The sequence below is a fragment of the Streptomyces sp. NPDC027185 genome (assembly GCF_055567035.1).
The window spans coordinates 41,367-63,574 of sequence record NZ_JBVHRF010000005.1 but is presented as its reverse complement, the minus strand read 5'-3'; the positions used below and the strand labels follow the sequence as shown (position 1 = coordinate 63,574).

Here is a 22,208-nt window from a genome sequence, read left to right as displayed (position 1 = left end):
TTTGAATCAAAGTTAAATTCTGGTATAAATTCGCTGGGAGGGGAACCAGGCCCGCCCTAGAACCGTGCAATGCCCCTTCGGGCCACGCAATACATGGTCACAAGGTCTTGTCGCTGGAGAATGTATGTCTGCTGATCCCTCTGTTGCCCCTGTTGCCACGGGCCGCCGCGAACGCAACAAGCAACGGATGAGGGCGCGCATCTTCTCCGCCGCCCTGAGTCTGTTCGCCGAGAAAGGTTTCGAACAGACGAAGGTCGACGACATCACGGAGCGCGCCGACGTCGCACGCGGCACGTTCTTCAACCACTTCCAGCACAAGGAAGAGCTGGTCACGACCTGGAGCAGCCGGCGTCAATCGCGATTCGAGGAAAAGTTGCGGCAGAACACGCCCGCCAACGATGACCTGCGCGTCGCCCTCCGGCGGTGCATGACGGCGCTCGTCGAGATCAACGAGGAGGAGGAGCCGGGGCTCAACCGCGTCATGCTCACCTCGTGGGTGCGGGCGGGGCTGCCGATCTCCGAACCGCCGCGTGCGGCCGAGGTCTTCGCCAATGTGATCCGGACCGGGGTGGAGGAGGGCCGGATCAGGCCCGGCGTGGACCCCATCCAGGTGGGCTACCTGCTGCGCGACGCCTACCTGGGCGCGCTGTTCCGCTGGTGTCGCGGCGACCTGAAGGGCGACGGCCTCGCCGCCGAGTTGCAGAACATCGTGGACTTCCTGCTCCCCAGCATCGTCAACGACACCGCCGCCGACGCCCCGGAGTAACCGTCGACGGCCCACCGCCCGCCTGCTGATGTCACATCAGCAGGCGGGCGGAGCCGTTTCCGGGGGCGCCCCGGTGCGCGGTGCCGGACCCCGCGGCGGTCAGGGGCGCCCCGGGGCCGGTCCGGATGCGGGAGACGGGGGCGTACCCCTCGCGCGCTTGCCGAGGGCCGCCGGCCGTGCCGTCGCGGTCAACACCCCTGAGGCGGGGGCCGGTCGAGACCTTGGCGCGCCGCCCGGACGTCTCCCGCCGCCGGGCGCCCGGCGGGAGGTCAGCCCGACGCGCCTTCGCTGGTCGGGGCGGCATCGCGGATGAGGCAGGTGAGGCGGGAGGTGCAGACGCGGCGGCCGAGGTCGTCGGTGATGACGACCTCGTAGGTGGCCATGGTGCGGCCGCGGTGGACCGGGGTGGCGGTGCCCGTGACCGTCCCGGAGCGCTTTCCCCGGTGGTGGGTGCAGCTCAGTTCCACACCGACCGCCACCTTCTCGGGGCCGGCGTACAGCGTCGCGCCGATCGAGCCCAGGTGTTCGGCGAGGACCGCGGAGGCGCCGCCGTGCAGCAGGCCGTAGGGCTGGGTGTTGCCCTCGACCGGGAGGGTGCCCACGACGCGGTCGGCGGTGGCTTCGAGCAGCTCCACGCCCATGCGGTTGCCGAGGTGTCCGGAGGCGAACATCGCCTCCAGATCGACGCCGGCGTCGGCGAAACGGCTGAGGACCTCAGCCGGGATCCTCACCCCGGCGCGCGGTGTGGTCTGCGTCTGGGTCTGCTCACCCATGGTGCGGCTCCGATCGGCGGTGGGGTCGGAAAGGAACGCTCGTAGCTCCGTAGTTTGCCCCATCCGCTCGGCCCGGCACTGTGATCGACATCTCCCCATCTGCGGGTGTCTACCGGCGAGTTGTGGTTCCGGCGGGCATATGCGCTGGTGGCGGGGAGGGGCACCGGCGGGGCGGCCGGTCAGGCCCGGAAATCGGATGCGGACCGGTTCTCCCCTCCCGCCCGGGGCGGCCGGAAAGCCCTCGGCCGGCGGTGCCGGAGGACGGGGAGCGGGGCGGCTCCCGAGCGGGGCGCGCTCCGTACGGTGGCCGGGCGCTGGTCCGGACGGACGCGCACCCGGCGGTGCTGACGCGCCCGCCCGGCGGCCGGACCCTCCCGGTGGGCGTCGAAGGCGGGGAGACTGACCGTATGAGCGTGGTACGAGTGCCGGAGGCGGCACCCGGCGGGCCGATGGCGCCCGAGCGGGTCTGGTACGCCTCCTACGGGTCGAACACCGCCCTGGAGCGGCTGGCCTGCTATGTCGGCGGCGGGCGGCCCGCGGGGGCGGCGCGGACGTATCCGGGGTGCCGGGACCGGCGGATGCCCCGCGAATCGGCCGCGGTGGAACTGGCGGGGGAGATGTACCTCGCGACCCGGTCGGTGGTGTGGGGCGGCGGCTGCGCCTTCTACGACCCGGGGGCCGAGGGGCGGGTCCTGGCGCGGGCCCATCTGGTGACCGCGGGCCAGTTCGCGGACATCGCGGCGCAGGAGATGCTCCGGGACCCGGGCGCCGACCTGGACCTGACCAAGGCGCTGACGCGCGGCCGTGCGGTCCTGGGGCAGGGGCGGTACGAGACGCTGGTCTGCGCGGGCTGGCTGGGCGGCGCGCCCGTGCTCACCTTCACGGCCCCCTGGGGCGTACGGGACGTGGCGTGGACGGCGCCGACCGCCGCGTACGTGCGGTGTGTGGGGACGGGGCTGCTGGAGGCCGGGGCGTGGGACGCCGGGACGGTCGCGGCGTACGTCGCGGCGCGGCCCGGGGCTGCCGGGCACTGGAGTCCGCAGGACGTCCATGAGCTGATGACCGGAGCGCGGACGCCGTAGGCGCGCCGGTCCGGTGCCGGAGGCCCCGGCGCCCGCCGCTCCGGTGAACGGCCGGGCACGGGCGCGAGCGGTGGTGGGAGGGGTGCGGCTCGGTGGGGCGTGCGGCGTCCGGCGCGTCACGGGGCGGTGCGCCGTGTCCGCGGTGCGTGGTGCGGTGTGCCGTGGCGCCCACCGTGACCTGGCCGCCGACCCGCCGGACTCGCGGTCTCCCCGGGCCCGGGTACGGGGGCGGGGCGGGCCGGTGGGGTTCGCCGGGGCGGTGGTACGGGCCGGGCGTCCGGCCCGTCAGGCGGGCGGGCGTCGTCGCAGGCGGGCATGGCTCTCCCGGGCCACGGTGAGCAGGGCGGCGCGCAGCTCCCCGCTCGTCCGGCCCCGGGTCTTGACCGCATGGCAGTTGGGGCAGAGCGCGACCATGTTGTCTGGCAGGTCGGGGCCGCCGGTGGCGAGATCGTGGACATGGTCGACCTCAAGTATCGGCTCGCCGCCTGCCGTGACGTCGTCGGGCTGGCCCGCGCATCCCGGGTTCTCGCAGTGGCCCTGGCTGCGCAGAAGTACGGCCTGCCGGGCCTCCGGCGACCGGACGGGGGCGGCCGAACCGGGCCTGCGGCGGCCCCGGTCCCGCTCCTGCCGCTGCCGGGCGGCCTCGTACAGCCGGTCGTACGCGGCGGCGAGACAGACGGCCCCGACGGCCTGCGAGGGTGCCTCCGGCACGGCGGCGGGGAGGCCGGGCAGGACCTCGTCCAGGCCGGTGGCGCGCAGCAGCGGCGCCGGGTCGAGGCCCTCGAAGAACCTGGTGAGCAGGGCGTCGACGACCGCCTCACGGGCCGGGGCGGAGCGGCTGAGCAGGTCGTACGCCGCCGCGTCGAGCCCGCCGACGGGCTGCTGCGTCTCGAACCACCGGCGCACCACGGCGTCGCCGTGCGCGCGGGGGACCGGCTCCGCGTACCCCGCCAGCTCCCAGAGCCCGGCGCGGTGCAGGGCGGCGATCGGGTGGTCCGGGCGCGGGCGGGAGCCGGGGAGGCCGTGGCGGCGCAGCAGTTCGCCGAGGGCGCGCTCCGTCTCCGGCCAGGGCAGGGTCCGGGCCGCGCCACGGGCGGCGCGGCCGATGGCCCAGAGGAGGGCGACCGGCTGGTGCAGCGCCGGTCGGCCGTCGACCCGGCTGACCCGCAACTGCCCTGTGCGCAGGAGGAGTTGACCGAGTTCGCCATCGGCCTGGGTGGCGGTGTCGACGACCTTGAAGCCGAGGCCGCGCAGCCGCTCGGCGGCGTGCTGCGCACCGCCGGAGAGGTCCCGCGGCCGCAGCGGACCGCGGCCGTCGAGGCGGCCGTGGGCGGCGCCCGCTATCGCTTCGGAGTCGTACCGCCGGCCGTCGTGGACGAGGACGTAGCGCAGGGCGCGCCGGAAGCCGTACGTGCGCAGGAACGCGTCCTGGCCGAGGCGGTCGTACTCCTCGATCGCCTGGAGGACCGCCGTGGGGGTGAGGTCTGCCAACGCCATGCGGGAACAGTAGGGGAGGGCACTGACAATCGCCGGTGACCAGCGGTAAAGCCACCGGCCGGGCGCTCAGGCGCCGAGCGTCACCACGGCCGGGTGGCTGCCGAACAGACTCACCGGGCGGCTGTCGTGCACCCGCAGCCCGGCCGCGCGCGCCAGCGGGAGGTGGGTGTCGGCGTCGTGGAGCAGCAGCACGGCGCGGCCCGTCCCCGGCTTCAGGACGCGGCGGATCTCCTCGTAGTACGCGGCGGGGCGGGTGGCGAGGGTGCCGTCCGGGGCGACCTGGAGGCCCCACGGGGGGTTGCTCAGGACGCGGTCGGCGTGGCCGTCGGCGACCGGCAGCCGCCCGGCGTCGGCGACCGCCCAGGCCGCGTGGCCGCCGCCGGACGGCCGCGCGGCGGCGGCGTTGGCCACGGCGGCGGCGAGCGTCGCCGGATTGTGGTCGGTGCCCAGGGTGCGCAGCCCGCCGACGGTCAGCCGGGCCTCGATGAGCAGGGTGCCGGTACCGCAGGACGGGTCGAGGACGCGGTCCCCGGGGGAGAGACCGGCGAGCAGCGCCATCGCGGCGGCGAGCGGCGGGTGCAGGGTGCCGGGCACCGACTCCCGCTTGTACGCGCGGCGGTGCAGCGGGCGCTCGGTGAGCCGCACCGCGAGCGCCGCCTCGGTGCCCTCGACCGTCACCCGGATCGGGAACGGCTGCCCGTCCTCGGGCACCGCGCCCGCCCGCCGCGAGTGGTGCGGCAGCCCGAGGACGGCAGCGGCCTGCTCGCCCACGGTGTCCTCGATGTCGTAGCGGTTGTAGTTCCGCTTGCCGACGTACGAGGCGACGACGTCGACACGGGTCGCGGCGGCGGGCCCGCCGCACCGGCCGCGCAGCCGCAGCAGACGGCGCCACGGCGCGGTGCGGGACGGCTGGGTGAAGCGGGCGAGGTCGGCCTTGGTGTGGCCGACGCCGCGGATCACGGCGGCCACCAGGAAGACGTCGTCGGCGGTGCGCAGCTCCAGCAGCCGGGCGTCCGGCTCCTCGGCGGTGAACCACACCTCGCGGTGGCGCAGCCGCTCCACGGTGCCCAGCCCGCGGTCGGTGATCTCCCGCGCGCAGACCTCCTCCGCGCCCCGCAGGGTCCGCGCCAGCAACCGCACGCCCACGCGCGAGCCCTCCGCCCTCTGTGTCCTGTTCCTGCCGTAAAACTCCCCGGGAGTCTACGGCAGCGCCGGTCGGCTCCCGGGCCGCCGTCACGCCGTCGCGGCCCCTGTGACGAGGGCGGATATCGTGACCGGACGGCGCGCCACGGACGGGCCGAGGGGGCGTGTGGCCGCGGGCCGCGCGCCGTGGCGCGTACCGAGAGGGCCGAGGAGACGACCGGTGGCTTACCGCTACGCGACGGAGCGCGTCGACCACTCCGACCTCGCCAGCGGCTTCGTGCTGCGCTCCGCGCCCGGCTTCACCGCCTTCCCGGTGCGGCTGGCGTCGGAGACGTTCCAGCGCGCGCTGGCGCTGCGCGGCGGCGACGGGCCGGCCGTCCTGTGGGACCCGTGCTGCGGCAAGGGCTACCTCTCGACGGTGCTGGGGCTGGTGCACCGCGACCGGATCGCGGCGGTGGTGGCGTCCGACATCGACGCCCCCTCCCTGGAGATCGCCCGCGCCAACCTCGCCCTGCTCACCGCGCGCGGTCTCGCCGCCCGCGCCGCCGAACAGCGCGAGAAGGCGCACCGCTTCGGCAAGCCCGGCTACGCCGAGGCCGCGGCCGCCGCCGACCGCCTCGCGGCCCGTCTCACCGCGGACGGCGGTGACCTCCCGCACACCGTGTCCCACGCCGACGTCTTCGACCCGGCCGCCCTGGAACGGGCCGCCACCGGGTTCGCCCCCGACGTCGTCGTCACCGACGTCCCCTACGGGGAACGCGTCCAGTGGCGGGGTGCGAGCGGCACCGGGCTCCCCGGGATGCTGGCGAGCCTGGCCCGGGTGCTGCCGGCCCACGGTGTCATCGCGATCGGCGTCCGGGGCCGGAAGTTCCCGCCGGTCCCGGGGGTGGCGGCCCGGAAGTTCCGGGTGGGAACGCGCTCGATGGGCCTGTTCCGGGTGGCGGACGTACGCGCCGCCGGTCCGCAGGCGTGAGCGGAAGGCGTTCCTGAGCGGGACGCATGCCGGCGCGGTACGCGTGACCGCGCCCGGATTCCCCTGGGACGCGGCGCCTGTGCCCCGCCCGGAACGCCGCTGACCTGGGCTCATCACGATTCCTGATCGCTGCCGGTGCGGATTGCGCCTTGGCCGGTGCGGGGCCTGCTGCTGGACTGGAACGGCCGGGGACGCGGGACGCGCCGGGCCCCGCCGGGGCCCCTACGGGGCGTGTCCCCGTCGTCCCGAGCCCCCTCACACCATCCGATCCACTCGTCCGAGCAGGAGACGTCATGCCGTTCATCCAGGTGAAGCAGACCCCCGGTAAGACCGCCGAGCAGAAGGCCGAACTCGTACGCGCGCTGACGGACGCGTACCTCTCCGTCAACGGCGGCAACCGGGAGACCGTCTGGGTCGCGATCCAGGAGATCGCCGCCGACAGCTGGTCCATCGGCGGGCGGACGCTGGCCGAGCGGCGGGCCGCCGCCGCGGGCTGACGGCCTCCGGGGCGTGACCCGCCCGGTGGCCGCCGTCCGGTGGCCGCCGCCCCGCCCACCCGGTGCCGGCGGGCCGTGCGACGCTCTTCCGTATCCCGCCCCGACCGGGGAGGCGCGGGGTACGGGGCGCGGGCACGGTCCGCCGGGCGTCCCGCGGAAGGGGCGGGACGGCATGGAACTGCGGCAGATCCAGTACTTCGTCGCGGTCGCCGAGGAGTTGCACTTCGGGCGGGCGGCCGAGCGGCTGCACATCGGTCAGCCCGCGGTCAGCCAGCAGATACGGAGGCTGGAACGGGAGCTGGGCCTCGCGCTCTTCGACCGTTCCGGGCGGACCGTGACCCTCACCCCGGCCGGACGGGAGCTGCTGCCCGAGGGACGCCGGCTCCTCGCCGCCCGGGACGCGTTCACCGCCGGGGCGCGCCGGCTCGCCGCCCGGGAGGCGGCCGTCCTTCACCTCGGCATCGGCACGGGCCTGGGCCGGCGCCTCGACGACTTCCTGGACGCCCTCCCCGGCCAGGGCGCCGGCACTCGCTTCGTCTTCCGCACCCTGCCGGCCGCGGACCGCCTGGCGGAGCTGCGCGCCGGCCGATTGGACGCGGCGTTCATCCGGGCGGCGCGCCCCGACGCGAACGGCCCGGGGAACGCCCCCGAGGAGGAACTGCCACCGGGCGCCCCCGGCCTGCCGTACCCGGGAGATGAGTCAACGCCCGCCCAGCGGACGGGCGTTGGCCATGGAATGCTGCCTCTCCCCGGGGTGAGCGTTGGCCATGGAACGGGGGCCGGCCATGAGACGGGCGTTGGCCATGGAACGGGAGCCGGCCACGAGGCGAGCCTTGGCCATGGAACAGGCCCCGCCCGTGGAACGGCCCCCGGCCACCGGACGAACCGTGGCCCTGGAACGGAGCCCGCCCCAGGAGCAGGCCCTGGGCAAGGAACGAACCGTGGCCTTGGAACGGACCTCGGCCCCCGATCGCACCCCGCCCCTGGAACGGCCCCCGGCCGCCCGCCGTCCCCTGCCCCGGGAACGCTCCCCGGACCGGGAACGCCTCCTGGCCACGGGACGCCCCATACCCGCGGCACCCTTCCCGACCTGCGCTATCTCCCTCTTTGGGACGAGCCGCTGAAGGTCGCGCTGCCCACCGCGCACCCGCTCGCGACCCGTGCCCCGCTCCGGCTGGCCGATCTCGCCGCCCTGCCGCTGCGTATCGCCCCGCGTGAGACGAACCCGGTGCTCTTCGAGGCCGTGCACGCCGCCTGCCGCGCCGCCGGGTTCGTCCCCGTCATGGGGGCGCCATCGGAACGTCTCCAGGACACCCTGGCCGACATCGGGGCGGGTGAGCCGGGCTGGACCCCGCTCTACCCGACGGTCACGGACACCGTCGCCTCCCGCCGCGTGACCCTGCGCCCGCTGGACGGCGCTCCGCTGACCCTGCGCATGTACCTCGCCGTCCGCGCCGCCACCGACCCGGAACGCCTGGCAGCGCTGACCGCCGCCAGCGCCCGGCTGCGGACGCGGGCCGGGGGAGCGGAGCCGGCAGCGGCGGACCCCGGAAACCCGCCCCCGTAAGGCGCGCACCCCGCTCGAATAATCATTCGGCAACGGCGGAGCCGCGTGGTTGGGTGGTGGACGTGGCGAAACTCAATCAGATCATCGCGGTCGAGAAGGGCGTCAAGTCCAAGTCCCAGCAGGACCTGGCGGCGGCCCAGCACGGCCTCCTCAAGCCCGCGTTGCTGGCCGGCATCGCGCGGACGTACCAGCCCAAGGACGAGGAGGGCGAGCAGCTGCCGCCCGAGTCCACCCGGGTGCAGGTCCGGGCCGAGGACGTCCTGCGGGACACGGCCACCACCCTGACCAGGCTGTTCGACGTGACCGCCACCAAGGACTGGGCCAACTGCACCGCCCGTGCCGATGTGACGGTCGAGGGCCGCGTGATCCTCTCCCAGGTGCCCGTGTCGTACCTGCTCTTCCTGGAGAAGCAGCTCACCGACCTCGCCGCCTTCGTCCGCAAGCTGCCGGTGCTCGACGCGTCGGAGTCCTGGGTGCAGGACCCGTCCACCGACGCCTGGAAGACCGAGCCGGTCCGCACCGTCCGGACGAAGAAGGTCCCGCGCAACCACGTCAAGGCCGAGGCGACGGAGAAGCATCCGGCGCAGGTCGACGTGTACTACGAGGACATACCCGTCGGGTACTGGACGACGGTGAAGTTCTCCGGCGCGCTCCCCGCCCGCCGGGTCAACGAGCTCCTCGACCGTGTCGAGAAGCTGCAGACCGCCGTGAAGTTCGCCCGCGAGGAGGCGAACGGCGCGGAGGTGACCGACCAGAGGGTGGGTGACGCCGTCTTCGGCTACCTCTTCGGGTAGCCCCGTCTACTCCCCGGGCGCCTGTGCGCGTCCGGGGTGCGCGAGGAGCGCAAGCTGAAACTGAGGCTTGTCGTGACGGACGCGGTGGTCAGTGGAGGTTCAAGTCCTCCCCGCGGCACTCGGGCCGCGGTGGCCCAACTCGGCAGAGGCACACCGCGATCAATCTCAGACTCTTGCTCCAGATTCAGTATGCGCCGCCGAGCTCCGGAGCGACCGGGCCGGGCCCGCGTCGTCGGATGCCGGTTCAAGTCCGGCCCGTGCAGCCACTTTTCCCGATGCGCGGTAGTTCAAAGGCAGAACACGACGACTTCAGCATGACCCGCGCTCTTCACCGCGCCGGCGCCGTACATGGCGGCACCACAGGGCCCGGGGGCAGGCTACGCCCCCGGGCCCGCTGCCGTTCCCGCACGCCGCACGCCGCACGCCTCAAGCCCGTTCACGTACGCCCCTGTTGGGTCCTCACGGAATGTGATCGGGTGGGTGCGCGGCCGCGCGGGGCAAGCGGGCGGAAACGGGCGCGCTGTTCGGCGCGGTGGGCTCGTACGCCACCGAATCGGGCAGGTCAGGGCCGTATTTCCAGCCTGTATCGGTGATCGGTCGAGCCGGGGGAGCGGGAAGCCCCCGGACGCCTCGCGGCGCCCATCCGTTCACTCCACGCGAGCACCCCCACATGCCCCACCCGTCGCGTACGCAACTTCTCCACCTCTTCCGAGTCGTTACCGGGCTATGACATGCCCGGCTTGACGGTCGGCGTCCGCGCACAAGTAGGTTCGGTATAAACCGAGTTTCCGCTACCAACCGGCGTCCCCGCGCCGGGAGAAGGGACGCCCCATGGGTTCCCACGCCCGCCCCAACCGGATACACCGCACCGGGGTCCGGATCGCGATGGTCGCGATGGTCGGCGCCGCCCTGCCGATCACCGCCACCGGCATCGCCCAGGCCGCCGCCCCCGGTGCCACGCACTCCGCCGACGACAACCAGGACGCGCACCGTCAGCAGGCCGTGCAGGAGCGCGCCGCCGACGCCGCCCAGGACCTCAAGTCCCAGGACACGCCCCAGGTCAAGGCCGACCACGCCTTCCTCCTCGACGCCCGCGACGGCAGCCAGGAGCGCGAGATGTGGGCCGGTGCCAAGGCCGACGAGAGCGTGTCGATGGCCAGCACCACCAAGATCATGACCGCGCTCGTGGTGCTCAAGCACCCCGAGTGGCTGGAGCACGGCATCCAGGTCAAGCAGGAGTACCGCGACTACGTCCAGAAGGTCGGCGCCAGCACCGCCGACCTCCAGACCGGTGACACGCTCACCGTCCGCCAGCTGCTGCACGCCATGCTGATCCCGTCCGGCGCGGATGCCGCGCGCGCCCTCGCCGACCACTACGGTCAGGGCGCCACCACGGACGAGCGGATCGCCGACTTCGTCCGCCAGATGAACGACGAGGCGCAGCAGCTCGGTCTGAAGGGCACCCACTTCGACACCTACGACGGCATCTCGAACGGCAACAACCACAGCACCGCCCGCGACCTCGCCAAGCTCGGCCAGCGCGCGATGCTCCAGCCGGTGTTCGCGGAGGTCGTCAAGAACAAGCAGTTCAAGACCGAGGCCCCCGCGGCCAACGGCCACACCCGCTACTACACCTGGAACAACACCAACCAGCTGCTGAGCAGCTACGACGGTGCCCTCGGCATCAAGACCGGCAGTGGCCCGGAGAGCGGCTACGCCCTCGTCTTCGCCGCCGAGCGCGACAACCGCACCCTCGTCGGCGCCATCCTCAAGGACGACCAGGGCCGCTTCGACGACGCGACGAAGATCCTCGACTGGGGCTTCGCCCACTGACCCGCGCCGCGCCCGCACCGCACCACCCGGCACCCGCCCCGAGGCCCGACCCGGCCGACTGAGCCCTTGGGCCGCCGAGCCCCGGAGCCGGAGCCGCGCCCGCGTCGAGACCCCCGCCCCGTCCCCGCCCCCACGGCGGATGGGCGGGGGTTTCGGCGTGGGACGGCCGGTGGCACGCCCGGCCGGCGGTGCGGCTCGGCCCGTTCCGTACCGTTCGGCGCCCGGGACGCCCGCCATGTTCGGGGTACGGATCCCCAGGACCCGCCCGCCCCCGCCGTCCGAGGTGGGAGAGGGTGGGGGAGAGACCGTACGAGCCTTTGGAGATGACCGTGACATCCGGCACCAGCCGTTTCCGTTCCGCTTCCCGGCGTCGCCGGGGCCGTTGTGGCGCCGCCACGCTGATCGGGGCCGCCGCCGCGGCGGTGCTGGCGGGGTGTTCCGGGGCGTCGCCGCTCGCGGACGCGGTCTGCGGGGACGGTGAGTATCCCGTCATGACCGTGGGCAGCACCGGCTCCGCGTGCGTCAGGAACGGGGAGAAGCCGCCGAAGGGGTACACGCGGTATCCCGAGGGCAAGGTGCCGCAGAAGGTCGACGACAAGTGGGACGTCTACTGGCGTACGCACACCGTCGACGAGAAGGGCGACATCGTGAAGGTGCCCGGCAAGAAGTGAGCCCGGCGCCCGGGCCGGTGAGCCGCCCGCCCGCGGTGGCGTCCCGGCGGGTCCGTGCGCGGTGTGCGCAACGGCGTCCCGTGCGTGGTGCGTCCCGGCGGGCGGTCGCCCGGGAAAGGACTGGCCCGCGCGTGGCCCTCGTCCTACCGTCCGGGTATGAAGCTGCTCTCCGTCAATGTAGGCAGGCCCCGTCCCAACCCCTGGAAGGGCAAGCAGGGGACCGGTGGACGCACGGGCATCGACAAGCGGCCCGTGGAAGGGCCGGTGGCCGTCGCCGCTCCCGTGCGTGAGGGGGCGGGAGCGGTCGGGCTGGCCGGTGACCGGGCGTACGACGTGGCGCACCACGGGGGCGCCGACCAGGCCGTTTACGCGTACGCGCGGGAGGATCTGGACGGCTGGCAGCGGGAGCTGGGCGTGCCGCTCGCCAACGGGGCGTTCGGGGAGAACCTCACCACCTGCGGGATCGACGTCAACGGGGCGGTCATCGGGGAGCGGTGGCGGGTCGGCGCCGACGTGGTGCTGGAGGTCTCGTGCCCGCGGCTTCCGTGCGCGACGTTCCAGGGATGGATGGGGCGGAGCGGCTGGAACCGGCGGTTCACGAGCGCCGGGCTGCCGGGCGCGTATCTGCGGGTGATCACGCCGGGGGAGATCCGGGCCGGTGACCCGGTGGCGGTCGTGCACCGGCCCGCGCACGGGGTGAGCGTCGGGTACACGTTCCGCGCGGTGATGACGGACGCGGAGCTGTTGCCGCGGCTGCTGGCGGTGGCCGAACTTCCGGAGCACGTACGGGAGTCGGCGCGCAACCGCGTCGAGGGGCGGCAGGGCGGCGCGGGCGGGTGAGGTCGCTCGGGGCGCCGGGCCGCGCCGTTCGGGTCAGGTCTCCGGGACGGGAGTGGCCTCCTGGGCCGGTGGGACTGTCCGCCCGGGGGCGGGCGCCCGCCCGAAGGGAAACGCGCGTCAACCCGCCTCCCGGGGCCCCACGGCGTGTCTCCTTCACAGGAGTGGTTTGGCGTTGCGGTCAACTCGCTTGACGGTTACGGCAGTTGGCGGGCGGCGAACGTAGGGGTGCGGGCGCGGTACGGACGCCCGGACGGCTACGGAACGAGGAGGACTTCATGGCCAGGTACAACACCGAGATCTCGACGGGCGGCGGCGGCTGGCAGCCGGACCAGCCGCTCACGATCAGCATCGCGAACCGCAACCAGCCCGTCCCCGAGAACGCCCGCCCCTCGACGGGCACCACGGTCACCTGGAGCGGTGACGAGGGCAAGGGCTCGGTGACGTTCTTCGACGACGGCCAGAACTTCCAGGGGACCGCCCAGTTCCCCGGTGAGGGTCCGGTGGGCTACCGCGGCACGTACGCGGGCTGATCCCAGGGGGGGGTGAGTCAGGTCGCCGGGCGGCCTGACTCGCTCATTTCGCGGCGCGTCCGGCGGCGGGGCGGTCCGGCGGGCGGCAGGCTGCGGCCCGCGGACGGGAAGCTCGGGTACGCCGCCGAGGTGCGGGCCCCGGCGCCGCCACGTGCGGGACCTCTCCCGCGGCGAGCCCCGCTCTCCCTCCCCGGGCGCCGCTCCTCACCCCAGCTCCTCCGCCAGCGCGATGATCACGCCGCCCGGTCCTCGCAGGTAACACAGCAGGTAGGCGTCCTCGAACCGGGTGATCTCGCCGAGGAGTTCGCCGCCGTGGGTGTGCAGGCGGGCCACCGTGTCCCGGATGTCGTCGACGGCGAACATGAGGCGGCAGAAGCCGAGAGTGTGCGGCGGCGGGGGCGCGGGTGCGGGGGTGACGGGGGGCGGGGTGTGGAACGTGGTCAGTTCGAGGCGGGAGTGGCCGTCGGGGGTGCGCATCATCGCGATGTCGGTGCGGACGCCGGGGAGGCCGAGGATGCGGTCCACCCAGGGGCCCTCGATCGGGGCCGTGCCCTCCAGCTCCAGGCCGAGTTCGGTGAAGAACGCCTGGGCGGCCGCCATGTCGTCGACGACGATGCCGACGTTGTCCATCCGCTGAACAGTCATGGACGGATCGTAGGGCGGGCCACTGACAACCGGCCCGCTCCGGAGGCGTACGGGTGAGCCGTACGGGCGGACGGCGGCCTCTCCCGGCCGTCCGGGCGACCGGTCCGGTGGCGGTGACCGGAGCGGTTTATGTGATGGCGCCGCCGGGTGATCACTCCGTAGCATGGGCGGGCGCGGACGGCAGTGCTCCTGCCGGCCGCCTACGGGGAACGGGGATCACGGGGATGCTTTCGGGGCTGACGCCTTGTCATACGCCTGCGCTCGACCGGCGCGGGGGCGGTACGTCCGCCATGCCGGGGAAACGTCAGTCCTGCCCACCGTCGGTACCTCCCGCCCACACGGCACCATGACCAACGGAGGACACCAGACCATGCGCATGCGCACTCTCATCACGTCGGCGGCGCTGGCCACCGCGCTGCTGGGCGGCACCGTCGCCCCCGCGACGGCGGCGCCGGCCACCGACCCGACCGCCCTGGCCACCGAGCAGGCCGCGCCGGCCGGCGCGCGAGGCCCCGGCGTCTTCATCACCAACGGCGACCGGGTGCACATCTCCAGCACCCCGCCGCGTACGGCCTCCGCCCACGCCTGGTGGACCCATGTCAGCGGGCCCGGCACCAAGGCCAAGGTGACCATCTGGCTGCAGATGAAGTCCGGGAAGAAGTGGCACTCGGTCGCCAAGAACGCGAAGAACCTCAAGTCCGGCAACGGCGGCAGCGCCCGCCGGGTCGTCGCGCGCAAGAAGTGCGCCAACAGCAGCAGGCACCAGTGGCGCACCAAGATCGACGTCGACCTCATCGGCGTGCCGGACTCGCCGGAGAAGGCGTACACCAAGCCGGTCACGGTCAAGTGCGGCGTCTGATTCCCTGAGCCGGGGGCGCCGTCGCGGTTCCACCGTGGCGGCGCCCCCGGCCCGCCCTTCCCCCGCTCGATCCAGGAGTACGACCATGAACGACGCCGGTCCGGACGCCACCTTCATCGTGGGACTGCACGGGGTGCTGGACCGGCACCCCTGGATCGACCGGGTGAACGCCGAGTTCGACCTCGACGAGGACGTCTTCGGGCTCGCGGTGAAGCGGGCGGCCGCCTTCGGCTGGAGCTCCACCGCCCTGACCGACCCGCCCGCCGACAACCTCTGGGACCACCACGACGCGGACGGCGACTGGACACAGGACGGCCAGGTCCGGCAGCTGGCCTGGCTGCACGCGTCGCTGCCGAGGCCGGCGGCCGTCCCGGGGCAAAAGCGGCGCGCCCGCCGCCTTCCGCTCCTGCCCGCCGTCACGGTCCTGGCCGACGCGCTGCGCCGCGTCGGCGCCGTCCGCCTCACCGGCGCCCACGCCCTCGTACCGCTGCACCGCGCCGGGGACGCCCGCACCGAACTCGCCGAGACGGCCGACTGGTTCGCCCTCGCCGATCCGGCCGGTGCGGCCACGCTGACGGTCACCGTGTCCGCACTGCCGTCGGCGGGCCTGGCCGGGCGGGCCGACGGGATCCGGGAGGCGGCGCTGGAGCGTACGTACGGCCATATGACGGTGGCGTCCCTCAAGCCCGCCGGGGTGACGGCCCCGGGGCTCGCCCGTCCGCTCGCCGGGGTGGTGCAGGCCGAGGGGATGCGTCCGGCGCTCGCCTTCCGGTGCGGGGTGCGGGAGTGGTCGACGGATGTCGCCGCGTGGACGACGGAGGTGTTCACGGACGCGATCCGGGCGGTGACGGGGGCGTCGGGTCCGGTCCTCGTCACGGTCTCCTCGGAGGGCTGAGAGAGCGGCGGCGCGGGACGCCGCCGCCCCTGTCCGGCTGCGCGGGGCCCGCCCGCTGAGCCCTGCCGCTGCCGCACGGTCCCGCCCTCGCGCAGCGGCGAAGCCCCGCTGCCGACCGCCCCGCGCGAGCGCCCCTACTCCACCAACCGCGCCAACCCCCGGGCCTCCTGCCGCAGATGGGTGCGCAACGTGTCCGCCGCGGGGGAGAGGGGGCGGTCGGCGGGGCGGGTGAGACCGACGGCCTGGTTGATGGATTTCAGGGGGGTGTCGATGAGGCGGAGGTCGGGGTCCTGGGTGGCGATGAGGAGCGGGAGGGCGGCGAGGGCGTCGGTGGCCAGCAGGAAGTGGCGGAGGGTGGGCATGGAGGTGCACTCCACACGGTCGTCGGGGAGTTCGACGTCGGCGTGGGTGAAGAGCTGCTCCAGCTCGGCGCGGAGCGAGGTGCGGTCGACGGGCAGCACCCACGGGTAGCGGCGCAGCTCGGCGAGGGACGGGTGGCGCAGACGGTGCACGGGGTGGCCGGCGCGGGCGGTGAGGCGGACCGGTTCGCGGTAGAGCTGCTCCTGGGTGAGGCGGCGCGGCGGCTGGCCGGAGAGCCGGCCGACGATCAGGTCGATCTCACCGGAGAGCACCCCGGCGCGGAGCGTGTCGGGCGTGGCCTCGCGGACGACGACGGTCACCGCCGGATGGGCCTTCTTCAGCGCGGCGATGGCGCGCGGCAGCAGCAGGTTGGACCCGGCGAGATGGACGCCGACGGTGACCGAGCCGAGGTGACCGGCGGCGAGATGGCCCAGCTCCGCGCCCGCCTGCCGCAGCTGGGCCAGGACCGCGCGGGCGTGGCCGACGAACGACTCCCCGTACAGCGTCGGCGTCACCCCGCGGTGGTGCCGTTCGAACAGCGGCACCCCGAGGATCGTCTCCAGCTCGTGCAGGGCGCGGGTGACGACGGGCTGGGTGATGTGCAGCTCCTGCGCGGCGCGGATGACGCTGCCCTGGTCGGCGATGGCGGTGACGAGGGTGAGGTGGCGCAGTTTCAGGCGGCCGTCGAGCAGTTTCTCGCTCTCCATGGGGTCACGTTATGCCCGTAGGGGCATCACGGGGAACGCAAAGAGCATTATTCAGGCATGGCCGGTGCTCCCTAGCCTCGGCGCATGAGCCGCAGCACTTCGCTCCCCGTGCGGGAGATCCGCAATTTCGTGGACGGCGCCTTCGTGGACGGCGTGCGCTCCTTCGACCGCTTCAGCCCGGTGGACGGCGCGCTCACCGGCCGGGTGCACGAGGCGGACGAGACCCTCGTCGACGTCGCCGTCCGGTCCGCCCGCCGCGCCCTGTCCGGCCCCTGGGGCGACACCACCGTCCCTGAGCGCGCCGAGCTGATGCGGCGGATCGCCGACGTCATCGACCGGCGCGCCGACGAACTGGTCGCCGCCGAGGTCGCCGACACCGGCAAGCCGCTGGCGATGGCCCGGGACCTGGACGTGGCCCGCGCCGCCGCGAACTTCCGGGCGTTCGCCGACACCGTCTCCGCCGCCGGGCTCGACTCCTTCCTCACCGAGCTGCCCGGCGGGCGGACGGCGCTGAACTACGCGGTCCGCCGGCCGCTCGGCGTCGTCGCCGTCATCGTGCCGTGGAACCTCCCGCTGCTCCTCCTCACCTGGAAGCTCGCACCGGCTCTGGCCTGCGGCAACGCCGTGGTCGTCAAGCCGTCGGAGCTGACGCCCTCCTCCGCGACGCTGCTCGCGGAGATCCTGAAGGAAGCCGGGCTGCCGGACGGCGTCTGCAACGTCGTGCACGGCTTCGGACCGGGCTCCGCGGGCGCGTTCCTCGCCGGGCACCCGGACGTGGACGGGGTGACGTTCACCGGCGAGTCCGCCACCGGTACGGAGATCATGCGGGCGACGGCGCCGGGCGTGCGGCCCGTCTCGTTCGAACTGGGCGGCAAGAACGCCGCGCTGGTCTTCGACGACGCGGACGTGGCACGGACGGTGGACGGGCTGGCCCGGTCGGTGTTCACCAACACCGGGCAGGTCTGTCTGTGCACCGAGCGCGTCTACGTCCAGCGGCCGGTCTTCGACGAGATCGCGGCGGGCCTCGCGGAGCGCGCCCGCGCCCTGCGCCCCGGCCGCCCCGAGGACCCGGCGACCACCACCGGCCCGCTGATCTCCCGGGCCCACCGCGAGAAGGTCCTCGGCTACCTCGCCCTCGCCCGTGAGGAGGGCGCCGAGGTGCTGGCCGGGGGCGGTGTGCCGGAGATGGGCGCGGAGCTGGACGGCGGCGCGTGGATCGAGCCGACGCTGTGGACGGGCCTCGCGCACACCTCCCGCACCATGCGGGAGGAGATCTTCGGGCCGGTGGCCGGGCTGATCCCGTTCGACACCGAGGAGGAGGCCGTCCGGCTGGCGAACGACTCGCGGTACGGGCTGGCGTCCTGCGTCTGGACCCGGGACCTGGAGCGCGGCCACCGCGTCGCGCAGAAGATGCGGACCGGGATGGCCTGGGTCAACACCTGGTACCTGCGCGATCTGCGGTCGCCCTTCGGCGGCTCGGGACTCTCCGGCATCGGCCGCGAGGGCGGCACCCACTCCCTCCACTTCTACACCGAGCCGACGAACGTGTGCGTGCAGCTGTGACCGTGCGAGAACTTCAGCAGGACGCGTACTGCGGTGAGTTGATCGCCGGGCGGGCCACCGACGCCGAGATCGCCGAGGCCGCCGAGCGGCTGCGCCACGCCGCCGCCACCGGGGTGCCCTGCGCCCCCGTACGGGAGCTGATCGGCGGCTGGGACCAGGACGCGGCGTACGCGGTGCAGCGGGCGGTGCGCGAGGGCCGCCTCGCGGACGGCGCGCGCCGGGCCGGTCACAAGATCGGGCTGACCTCCCCGGCCGTACAGCGGCAGTTCGGCGTCTTCGCGCCGGACTACGGAGTGCTGCTCGACGACATGGTCCACACCGACCGGGAACCGCTCGACCTGCGGCGCTTCCTCCAGCCGCGGATCGAGGCGGAGGTCGCGTTCGTCCTCGGCGCGGATCTGGACGGGCCGTCGGTGACGGCGGCCGAGGTGATCGCGGCGACCGACTTCCTGCTGCCCGCGCTGGAGATCGTCGACTCGCGGATCGCCGGCTGGGACATCCGGATCACCGACACCGTCGCCGACAACGCCTCCAGCGGCGCCGTCGTCCTCGGCACCGCCCCGCGCCCGCTCGCCGCCGTCGACCTGCCGGGTCTCGGCGCGGCCCTCGACCACCGCGGTGAGACCGTCTCCACCGGCTCCGGCGCCGCCTGCCTGGGCTCCCCGGTGGCCGCCGTCGTCTGGCTCGCCCGCGAGGCGGCCCGCCGCGGCGACCCGCTGCGCGCCGGGGACCTCGTCCTGTCCGGGGCGCTCGGCCCGATGGTGCCGGTCACCGGACCGGGCGTGTTCCGCGCCCGCCTGGACGGGCTGGGGGAGGTCCGCGCCGACTTCGTACGGGAGCCGTGCGCGCCGGACGGTGACCGCCCGGAGTCCTCAACTGTCGTGCGCGGCAAGCCTGTTGACAGTCCTGCCGCCGCACCCCGCACCACCGGAAGGAGCACCTCGTGACCGCCCCCGCCGCGATCATCGGCTCCGGGAACATCGGCACCGACCTGCTGATCAAGATCGACCGGCTCTCCGGCACGCTGCACGTCGCGGCCGTCGCCGGGATCGACCCGGCGTCCGACGGACTCGCCCGCGCCCGTCAGCTGGGCGTCGCCACCACCGCCGAGGGCATCGACGGACTGCTGCGGATGCCCGAGTTCGCCGGGGTCGAGGTGGTCTTCGACGCCACCTCCGCCGCCGCCCACGCCCGCCACGCCGAGGCCGTCCGCGCCACCGGCAAGGCGATGGTCGACCTCACGCCCGCCGCGCTCGGCCCGTACGTCGTGCCGCCCGTCAACCTCGGTGACCACCTCGACGCGTCCGACGTCAACATGGTCACCTGCGGCGGTCAGGCCACCGTCCCGGTCGTCGCCGCCGTCTCCCGGGTGGCCCCCGTCCACTACGCGGAGATCGTCGCGTCGATCGCGTCCCGCTCCGCCGGGCCCGGGACGCGCGCCAACATCGACGAGTTCACCGAGACCACCGCCGCCGCCCTCGAACAGGTCGGCGGGGCCGCCCGCGGTAAGGCGATCATCGTCCTCAACCCCGCCGAACCGCCCCTCGTCATGCGGGACACCGTCCACTGCCTCACCGGCGCGCTCGACGCGGCGGCCCAGGAGGAGGTCCGCCGGTCGGTCGCCGCGATGACCGCCGCGGTCCGCGCGTACGTGCCCGGCTACCGCCTCAAGCAGGAGGTGCAGTTCACCCCGGTCGACGAACCGTTCGTACCGGGCACCGGCGGGCCCTTCCGCGGCACCCAGGTGTCGGTGTTCCTGGAGGTCACCGGCGCCGGCCACCATCTGCCCGCGTACGCCGGGAACCTCGACATCATGACCTCCGCCGCCCTGCGCACCGCCGAATGTCTGGTCGCCCGGCGCCGGGAAGGAGCGGCAGCCCGATGAGCCCGATGAGCCCGACGGACCCGATGAGTCCGGCCCCGGACGCCCCGCCCGCCCTCTACGTCCAGGACGTCACCCTGCGGGACGGTATGCACGCCGTCGGCCACCGCTACACCACCGCGCAGGTCACCGCCGTCGCCGCCGCCCTCGACGCCGCCGGGGTCGACGCCATCGAGGTGGCGCACGGCGATGGCCTCGCCGGCTCCGGCGTCACCTACGGGCACGGCGCCCACACCGACCTTCAGTGGATCGAGGCCGCCGCCGGTGTCGTGACCCGCGCCCGCCTCACCACCCTGCTCCTCCCCGGTATCGGCACCCTCGCCGACCTGCGCCGCGCCCACGCCGCCGGGGTCCGCAGCGTCCGGATCGCCACCCACTGCACCGAGGCGGACGTCGCCGCCCAGCACATCGCCTGGGCCCGCGAGAGGGGCATGGACGTCTCCGGATTCCTGATGATGAGTCACCTCAGCGACCCGGCGGGCCTCGCCCGGCAGGCCGCCCTGATGGAGAGCTACGGCGCCCACTGCGTCTACGTCACCGACTCCGGCGGGCGCCTGACCATGGACGGCGTCGCCGCCCGGGTCCGCGCCTACCGCGACGTCCTCGACCCGGCCACCGAGATCGGCATCCACGCCCACGAGAACCTCTCGCTCTCCGTCGCCAACAGCGTCGTCGCCGTCGAGAACGGCGTCCGCCGCGTCGACGCCTCCCTCGCCGGACAGGGCGCGGGCGCCGGGAACTGCCCGATCGAGGCGTTCATCGCCGTCGCCACCCTCCAGGGCTGGCGCCATGGCTGTGACCTCTTCGCCCTCCAGGACGCCGCCGAGGACCTGATCCGCCCCCTTCAGAAGCGCCCGGTCCGTGTCGACCGGGAAACCCTCACCCTCGGCTACGCGGGCGTCTACTCCAGCTTCCTGCTGCACGCCGAACGCGCTGCCGCCCGCCACGGACTCGACGTCCGCGACCTGCTGCTGGAGGTCGGCCGCCGCGGCATGGTCGGCGGCCAGGAAGACATGATCACCGATGTGGCGCTGGACCTGGCCGCCGCCCGGAAGGAAACCGCCGTATGAACTCCGCCGCCGCCGAGCTGAGGTGGGAACCCGCCGAAGCCGCCGCCGTGCTGGACGCCGCGGCCACCGACGCCGCCCCCGTCGCCCAGCTCACCGCCACCGCGCCGCTCACCCTCGACGCGGCGTACGACGTCCAGCGGCTGCTGGTCGGGCGCCGCACCGCCCGCGGTGAGCGCCCCAGCGGCGTCAAACTCGGCTTCACCAGCCGCACCAAGGCCGCCCAGATGGGCGTCTTCGACGTCATCTTCGGCCGCCTCACCGACGCCATGCGGCTGCCCGACGGCGCCCGCGTCGCCCTGGACCGCTACGTCCACCCGCGCGTCGAACCGGAGGTCGCCTTCCGGCTCGCCGCCGACGTCCGGCCCGAGGACGCCGCCGTCGACCCGGAGGCGGTCATCGACGCCGTCGCCCCCGCCCTGGAGATCATCGACAGCCGGTACCGCGACTTCCGCTTCGCCCTGGAGGACGTCGTCGCCGACAACACCTCCGCCGCCGGCTACGTCCTCGGGCCCTGGACGGCGCTCGCCGACGCCGGGGACCTCGCCAACCGCGGCGTCCGGCTGGAGATCGACGGTCGCACCGCCGAGACCGGGTCCACCGCCGCGATCCTCGGCCACCCGCTGCGCGCCGTCCACGCCGCCCTGCGCCGCGCCCGCGAACTGGGCCACCCGCTGCGCGCCGGGGACATCCTGCTGGCCGGCGCCGCCACCCCCGCCGTCGCCCTCACCCCCGGCAGCCACATCGAGGCCACCGTCACCGGACTGGGCCGCGCCGCCCTCACGGTCGCGGGGGCAGGGGACACCGGTGACGGCGGCGCCGCAACGGAAAGGACCACCCCATGAGCGACGGCATCGTCGTCCCCGGCAAAGCCACCCCGCGCGGCCGCTTCCCGCACGTCAAAACCGCCGGTGACCTGGTGTTCTTCTCCGGCACCAGCAGCCGCAGGCCGGACAACACCATCGCCGGCGCCACCGCCGACGACCTGGGCGCCACCACCCTCGACATCCGCGAACAGACCCGCGCCGTCCTCGCCAACGTCCGCGAGGTACTGGCCGCCGCCGGCGCCACCCTCGACGACCTCGTGCAGGTCACCACGTACCTGGTGAACATGAACGACTTCGCGGGCTACAACGCCGTCTGGGCCGAGCACTTCGACGAGCGCGGACCCACCCGCACCACCGTCGCCGTGCACCAACTCCCCCATCCGCACCTGCTCATCGAGATCCAGGGCATCGCCCACCGCCCCGCCCGGCCGTGACCG

Annotated in this window: 23 protein-coding genes; 18 read left to right on the top strand and 5 right to left on the bottom strand. The window is 74.2% G+C overall.

Features of this window, described 5'->3' with window-relative positions; translation table 11 throughout:
* Positions 1 to 187: 187 nt before the first annotated feature.
* Positions 188 to 766 (top strand): TetR/AcrR family transcriptional regulator, encoded by a 579-nt coding sequence (locus ACZ4M8_RS17595; RefSeq protein WP_467608197.1) that lies wholly within the window; start codon positions 188 to 190, stop codon positions 764 to 766.
* A gap of 269 nt (positions 767 to 1,035) precedes the next feature.
* On the opposite strand, the gene ACZ4M8_RS17590 is transcribed toward ACZ4M8_RS17595, so the two are convergent.
* A complete protein-coding gene (locus ACZ4M8_RS17590) occupies positions 1,036 to 1,539 on the bottom strand; it encodes a PaaI family thioesterase (protein WP_467608195.1) in 504 nt (167 codons plus the stop codon).
* Between the two features lie 407 nt (positions 1,540 to 1,946).
* On the opposite strand from ACZ4M8_RS17590, the gene ACZ4M8_RS17585 reads away from it, so the two are divergent.
* The gene (locus ACZ4M8_RS17585; protein WP_467608193.1) at positions 1,947 to 2,621 is read left to right on the top strand and encodes a histone deacetylase; all 675 of its coding nucleotides are present in this window, start codon (positions 1,947 to 1,949) and stop codon (positions 2,619 to 2,621) included.
* A 285-nt stretch (positions 2,622 to 2,906) separates the two neighbouring features.
* Here ACZ4M8_RS17585 and ACZ4M8_RS17580 read toward each other — a convergent pair whose 3' ends face one another.
* Positions 2,907 to 4,118: an HNH endonuclease signature motif containing protein gene (locus ACZ4M8_RS17580; RefSeq protein ID WP_467608191.1), complete on the bottom strand. Its 1,212-nt coding sequence runs from the start codon at positions 4,116 to 4,118 to the stop codon at positions 2,907 to 2,909.
* Between the two features lie 66 nt (positions 4,119 to 4,184).
* The gene (locus ACZ4M8_RS17575; protein ID WP_467608189.1) at positions 4,185 to 5,264 is read right to left on the bottom strand and encodes a methyltransferase domain-containing protein; all 1,080 of its coding nucleotides are present in this window, start codon (positions 5,262 to 5,264) and stop codon (positions 4,185 to 4,187) included.
* Positions 5,265 to 5,481: 217 nt separating this feature from the next.
* On the opposite strand from ACZ4M8_RS17575, the gene ACZ4M8_RS17570 reads away from it, so the two are divergent.
* The 8 genes from ACZ4M8_RS17570 (at position 5,482) to ACZ4M8_RS17535 (ending at position 12,966) form a co-directional block, all read left to right on the top strand.
* Positions 5,482 to 6,234, top strand: a complete 753-nt coding sequence (locus ACZ4M8_RS17570) for an rRNA methyltransferase (RefSeq protein ID WP_467608186.1) — start codon at positions 5,482 to 5,484, stop codon at positions 6,232 to 6,234.
* 293 nt (positions 6,235 to 6,527) lie between these two features.
* Complete coding sequence (locus ACZ4M8_RS17565) at positions 6,528 to 6,731, top strand: tautomerase family protein (RefSeq protein WP_467608183.1); 204 nt, start codon at positions 6,528 to 6,530, stop codon at positions 6,729 to 6,731.
* Between the two features lie 172 nt (positions 6,732 to 6,903).
* The gene (locus ACZ4M8_RS17560; RefSeq protein WP_467608181.1) at positions 6,904 to 8,298 is read left to right on the top strand and encodes a LysR family transcriptional regulator; all 1,395 of its coding nucleotides are present in this window, start codon (positions 6,904 to 6,906) and stop codon (positions 8,296 to 8,298) included.
* A 62-nt stretch (positions 8,299 to 8,360) separates the two neighbouring features.
* Positions 8,361 to 9,092, top strand: coding sequence for a DUF7873 family protein (locus tag ACZ4M8_RS17555; protein WP_467608179.1), 732 nt, complete (start codon positions 8,361 to 8,363; stop codon positions 9,090 to 9,092).
* Between the two features lie 831 nt (positions 9,093 to 9,923).
* Positions 9,924 to 10,925, top strand: a complete 1,002-nt coding sequence (locus ACZ4M8_RS17550) for a D-alanyl-D-alanine carboxypeptidase family protein (protein WP_467608178.1) — start codon at positions 9,924 to 9,926, stop codon at positions 10,923 to 10,925.
* Positions 10,926 to 11,248: 323 nt separating this feature from the next.
* Positions 11,249 to 11,596: an SCO0607 family lipoprotein gene (locus ACZ4M8_RS17545; RefSeq protein WP_467608175.1), complete on the top strand. Its 348-nt coding sequence runs from the start codon at positions 11,249 to 11,251 to the stop codon at positions 11,594 to 11,596.
* Between the two features lie 156 nt (positions 11,597 to 11,752).
* Positions 11,753 to 12,436, top strand: coding sequence for an MOSC domain-containing protein (locus ACZ4M8_RS17540; RefSeq protein ID WP_467608172.1), 684 nt, complete (start codon positions 11,753 to 11,755; stop codon positions 12,434 to 12,436).
* A gap of 275 nt (positions 12,437 to 12,711) precedes the next feature.
* Positions 12,712 to 12,966 carry a hypothetical protein gene (locus tag ACZ4M8_RS17535; RefSeq protein WP_467608169.1) on the top strand — a complete coding sequence of 85 codons (255 nt, stop codon included), beginning with the start codon at positions 12,712 to 12,714 and terminating at the stop codon, positions 12,964 to 12,966.
* A gap of 204 nt (positions 12,967 to 13,170) precedes the next feature.
* Here the strand turns inward: ACZ4M8_RS17535 and ACZ4M8_RS17530 are convergent, their stop codons facing one another.
* Positions 13,171 to 13,611, bottom strand: a complete 441-nt coding sequence (locus tag ACZ4M8_RS17530) for a VOC family protein (protein ID WP_467608167.1) — start codon at positions 13,609 to 13,611, stop codon at positions 13,171 to 13,173.
* A gap of 370 nt (positions 13,612 to 13,981) precedes the next feature.
* Between ACZ4M8_RS17530 and ACZ4M8_RS17525 the strand changes: the two genes are divergently transcribed.
* Positions 13,982 to 14,470: a hypothetical protein gene (locus tag ACZ4M8_RS17525; RefSeq protein WP_467608165.1), complete on the top strand. Its 489-nt coding sequence runs from the start codon at positions 13,982 to 13,984 to the stop codon at positions 14,468 to 14,470.
* Positions 14,471 to 14,555: 85 nt separating this feature from the next.
* Positions 14,556 to 15,365, top strand: a complete 810-nt coding sequence (locus ACZ4M8_RS17520; RefSeq protein ID WP_467608162.1) for a hypothetical protein — start codon at positions 14,556 to 14,558, stop codon at positions 15,363 to 15,365.
* A 134-nt stretch (positions 15,366 to 15,499) separates the two neighbouring features.
* Here ACZ4M8_RS17520 and ACZ4M8_RS17515 read toward each other — a convergent pair whose 3' ends face one another.
* Positions 15,500 to 16,432, bottom strand: coding sequence for a LysR substrate-binding domain-containing protein (locus tag ACZ4M8_RS17515; RefSeq protein ID WP_467608160.1), 933 nt, complete (start codon positions 16,430 to 16,432; stop codon positions 15,500 to 15,502).
* An 84-nt stretch (positions 16,433 to 16,516) separates the two neighbouring features.
* Between ACZ4M8_RS17515 and ACZ4M8_RS17510 the strand changes: the two genes are divergently transcribed.
* The 6 genes from ACZ4M8_RS17510 to ACZ4M8_RS17485 are packed head-to-tail and all read left to right on the top strand — an operon-like array spanning position 16,517 to position 22,205.
* Complete coding sequence (locus tag ACZ4M8_RS17510; RefSeq protein ID WP_467608158.1) at positions 16,517 to 17,995, top strand: 2-hydroxymuconic semialdehyde dehydrogenase; 1,479 nt, start codon at positions 16,517 to 16,519, stop codon at positions 17,993 to 17,995.
* A 38-nt stretch (positions 17,996 to 18,033) separates the two neighbouring features.
* Positions 18,034 to 18,942 (top strand): 2-keto-4-pentenoate hydratase, encoded by a 909-nt coding sequence (locus ACZ4M8_RS17505; RefSeq protein ID WP_467609128.1) that lies wholly within the window; start codon positions 18,034 to 18,036, stop codon positions 18,940 to 18,942.
* Positions 18,939 to 19,880: an acetaldehyde dehydrogenase (acetylating) gene (locus ACZ4M8_RS17500; protein ID WP_467608156.1), complete on the top strand. Its 942-nt coding sequence runs from the start codon at positions 18,939 to 18,941 to the stop codon at positions 19,878 to 19,880. The genes ACZ4M8_RS17505 and ACZ4M8_RS17500 overlap by 4 nt, the downstream gene beginning before the upstream one ends.
* The gene (gene dmpG, locus ACZ4M8_RS17495; protein WP_467608154.1) at positions 19,877 to 20,947 is read left to right on the top strand and encodes a 4-hydroxy-2-oxovalerate aldolase; all 1,071 of its coding nucleotides are present in this window, start codon (positions 19,877 to 19,879) and stop codon (positions 20,945 to 20,947) included. The genes ACZ4M8_RS17500 and dmpG overlap by 4 nt, the downstream gene beginning before the upstream one ends.
* Positions 20,944 to 21,789, top strand: coding sequence for a 2-keto-4-pentenoate hydratase (locus ACZ4M8_RS17490; RefSeq protein ID WP_467608153.1), 846 nt, complete (start codon positions 20,944 to 20,946; stop codon positions 21,787 to 21,789). The genes dmpG and ACZ4M8_RS17490 overlap by 4 nt, the downstream gene beginning before the upstream one ends.
* Entirely contained in the window at positions 21,786 to 22,205 is a 420-nt protein-coding gene (locus ACZ4M8_RS17485) for a RidA family protein (RefSeq protein ID WP_467608150.1), read from the top strand. The genes ACZ4M8_RS17490 and ACZ4M8_RS17485 overlap by 4 nt, the downstream gene beginning before the upstream one ends.
* Positions 22,206 to 22,208 lie beyond the last annotated feature (3 nt).

What these genes read in the sequence shown, in the direction of transcription:
- ACZ4M8_RS17595 (WP_467608197.1), top strand. Translation starts at nt 188, where the DNA reads ATGAGGGCGCGCATCTTCTCCGCCGCCCTGAGTCTGTTCGCCGAGAAA.
- ACZ4M8_RS17590 (WP_467608195.1), bottom strand. Translation starts at nt 1,539, where the DNA reads ATGGGTGAGCAGACCCAGACGCAGACCACACCGCGCGCCGGGGTGAGG.
- ACZ4M8_RS17585 (WP_467608193.1), top strand. Translation starts at nt 1,947, where the DNA reads ATGAGCGTGGTACGAGTGCCGGAGGCGGCACCCGGCGGGCCGATGGCG.
- ACZ4M8_RS17580 (WP_467608191.1), bottom strand. Translation starts at nt 4,118, where the DNA reads ATGGCGTTGGCAGACCTCACCCCCACGGCGGTCCTCCAGGCGATCGAG.
- ACZ4M8_RS17565 (WP_467608183.1), top strand. Translation starts at nt 6,528, where the DNA reads ATGCCGTTCATCCAGGTGAAGCAGACCCCCGGTAAGACCGCCGAGCAG.
- ACZ4M8_RS17560 (WP_467608181.1), top strand. Translation starts at nt 6,904, where the DNA reads ATGGAACTGCGGCAGATCCAGTACTTCGTCGCGGTCGCCGAGGAGTTG.
- ACZ4M8_RS17550 (WP_467608178.1), top strand. Translation starts at nt 9,924, where the DNA reads ATGGGTTCCCACGCCCGCCCCAACCGGATACACCGCACCGGGGTCCGG.
- ACZ4M8_RS17545 (WP_467608175.1), top strand. Translation starts at nt 11,249, where the DNA reads ATGACCGTGACATCCGGCACCAGCCGTTTCCGTTCCGCTTCCCGGCGT.
- ACZ4M8_RS17540 (WP_467608172.1), top strand. Translation starts at nt 11,753, where the DNA reads ATGAAGCTGCTCTCCGTCAATGTAGGCAGGCCCCGTCCCAACCCCTGG.
- ACZ4M8_RS17535 (WP_467608169.1), top strand. Translation starts at nt 12,712, where the DNA reads ATGGCCAGGTACAACACCGAGATCTCGACGGGCGGCGGCGGCTGGCAG.
- ACZ4M8_RS17530 (WP_467608167.1), bottom strand. Translation starts at nt 13,611, where the DNA reads ATGACTGTTCAGCGGATGGACAACGTCGGCATCGTCGTCGACGACATG.
- ACZ4M8_RS17525 (WP_467608165.1), top strand. Translation starts at nt 13,982, where the DNA reads ATGCGCATGCGCACTCTCATCACGTCGGCGGCGCTGGCCACCGCGCTG.
- ACZ4M8_RS17520 (WP_467608162.1), top strand. Translation starts at nt 14,556, where the DNA reads ATGAACGACGCCGGTCCGGACGCCACCTTCATCGTGGGACTGCACGGG.
- ACZ4M8_RS17515 (WP_467608160.1), bottom strand. Translation starts at nt 16,432, where the DNA reads ATGGAGAGCGAGAAACTGCTCGACGGCCGCCTGAAACTGCGCCACCTC.
- ACZ4M8_RS17510 (WP_467608158.1), top strand. Translation starts at nt 16,517, where the DNA reads ATGAGCCGCAGCACTTCGCTCCCCGTGCGGGAGATCCGCAATTTCGTG.
- dmpG (WP_467608154.1), top strand. Translation starts at nt 19,877, where the DNA reads ATGAGCCCGATGAGCCCGACGGACCCGATGAGTCCGGCCCCGGACGCC.
- ACZ4M8_RS17490 (WP_467608153.1), top strand. Translation starts at nt 20,944, where the DNA reads ATGAACTCCGCCGCCGCCGAGCTGAGGTGGGAACCCGCCGAAGCCGCC.
- ACZ4M8_RS17485 (WP_467608150.1), top strand. Translation starts at nt 21,786, where the DNA reads ATGAGCGACGGCATCGTCGTCCCCGGCAAAGCCACCCCGCGCGGCCGC.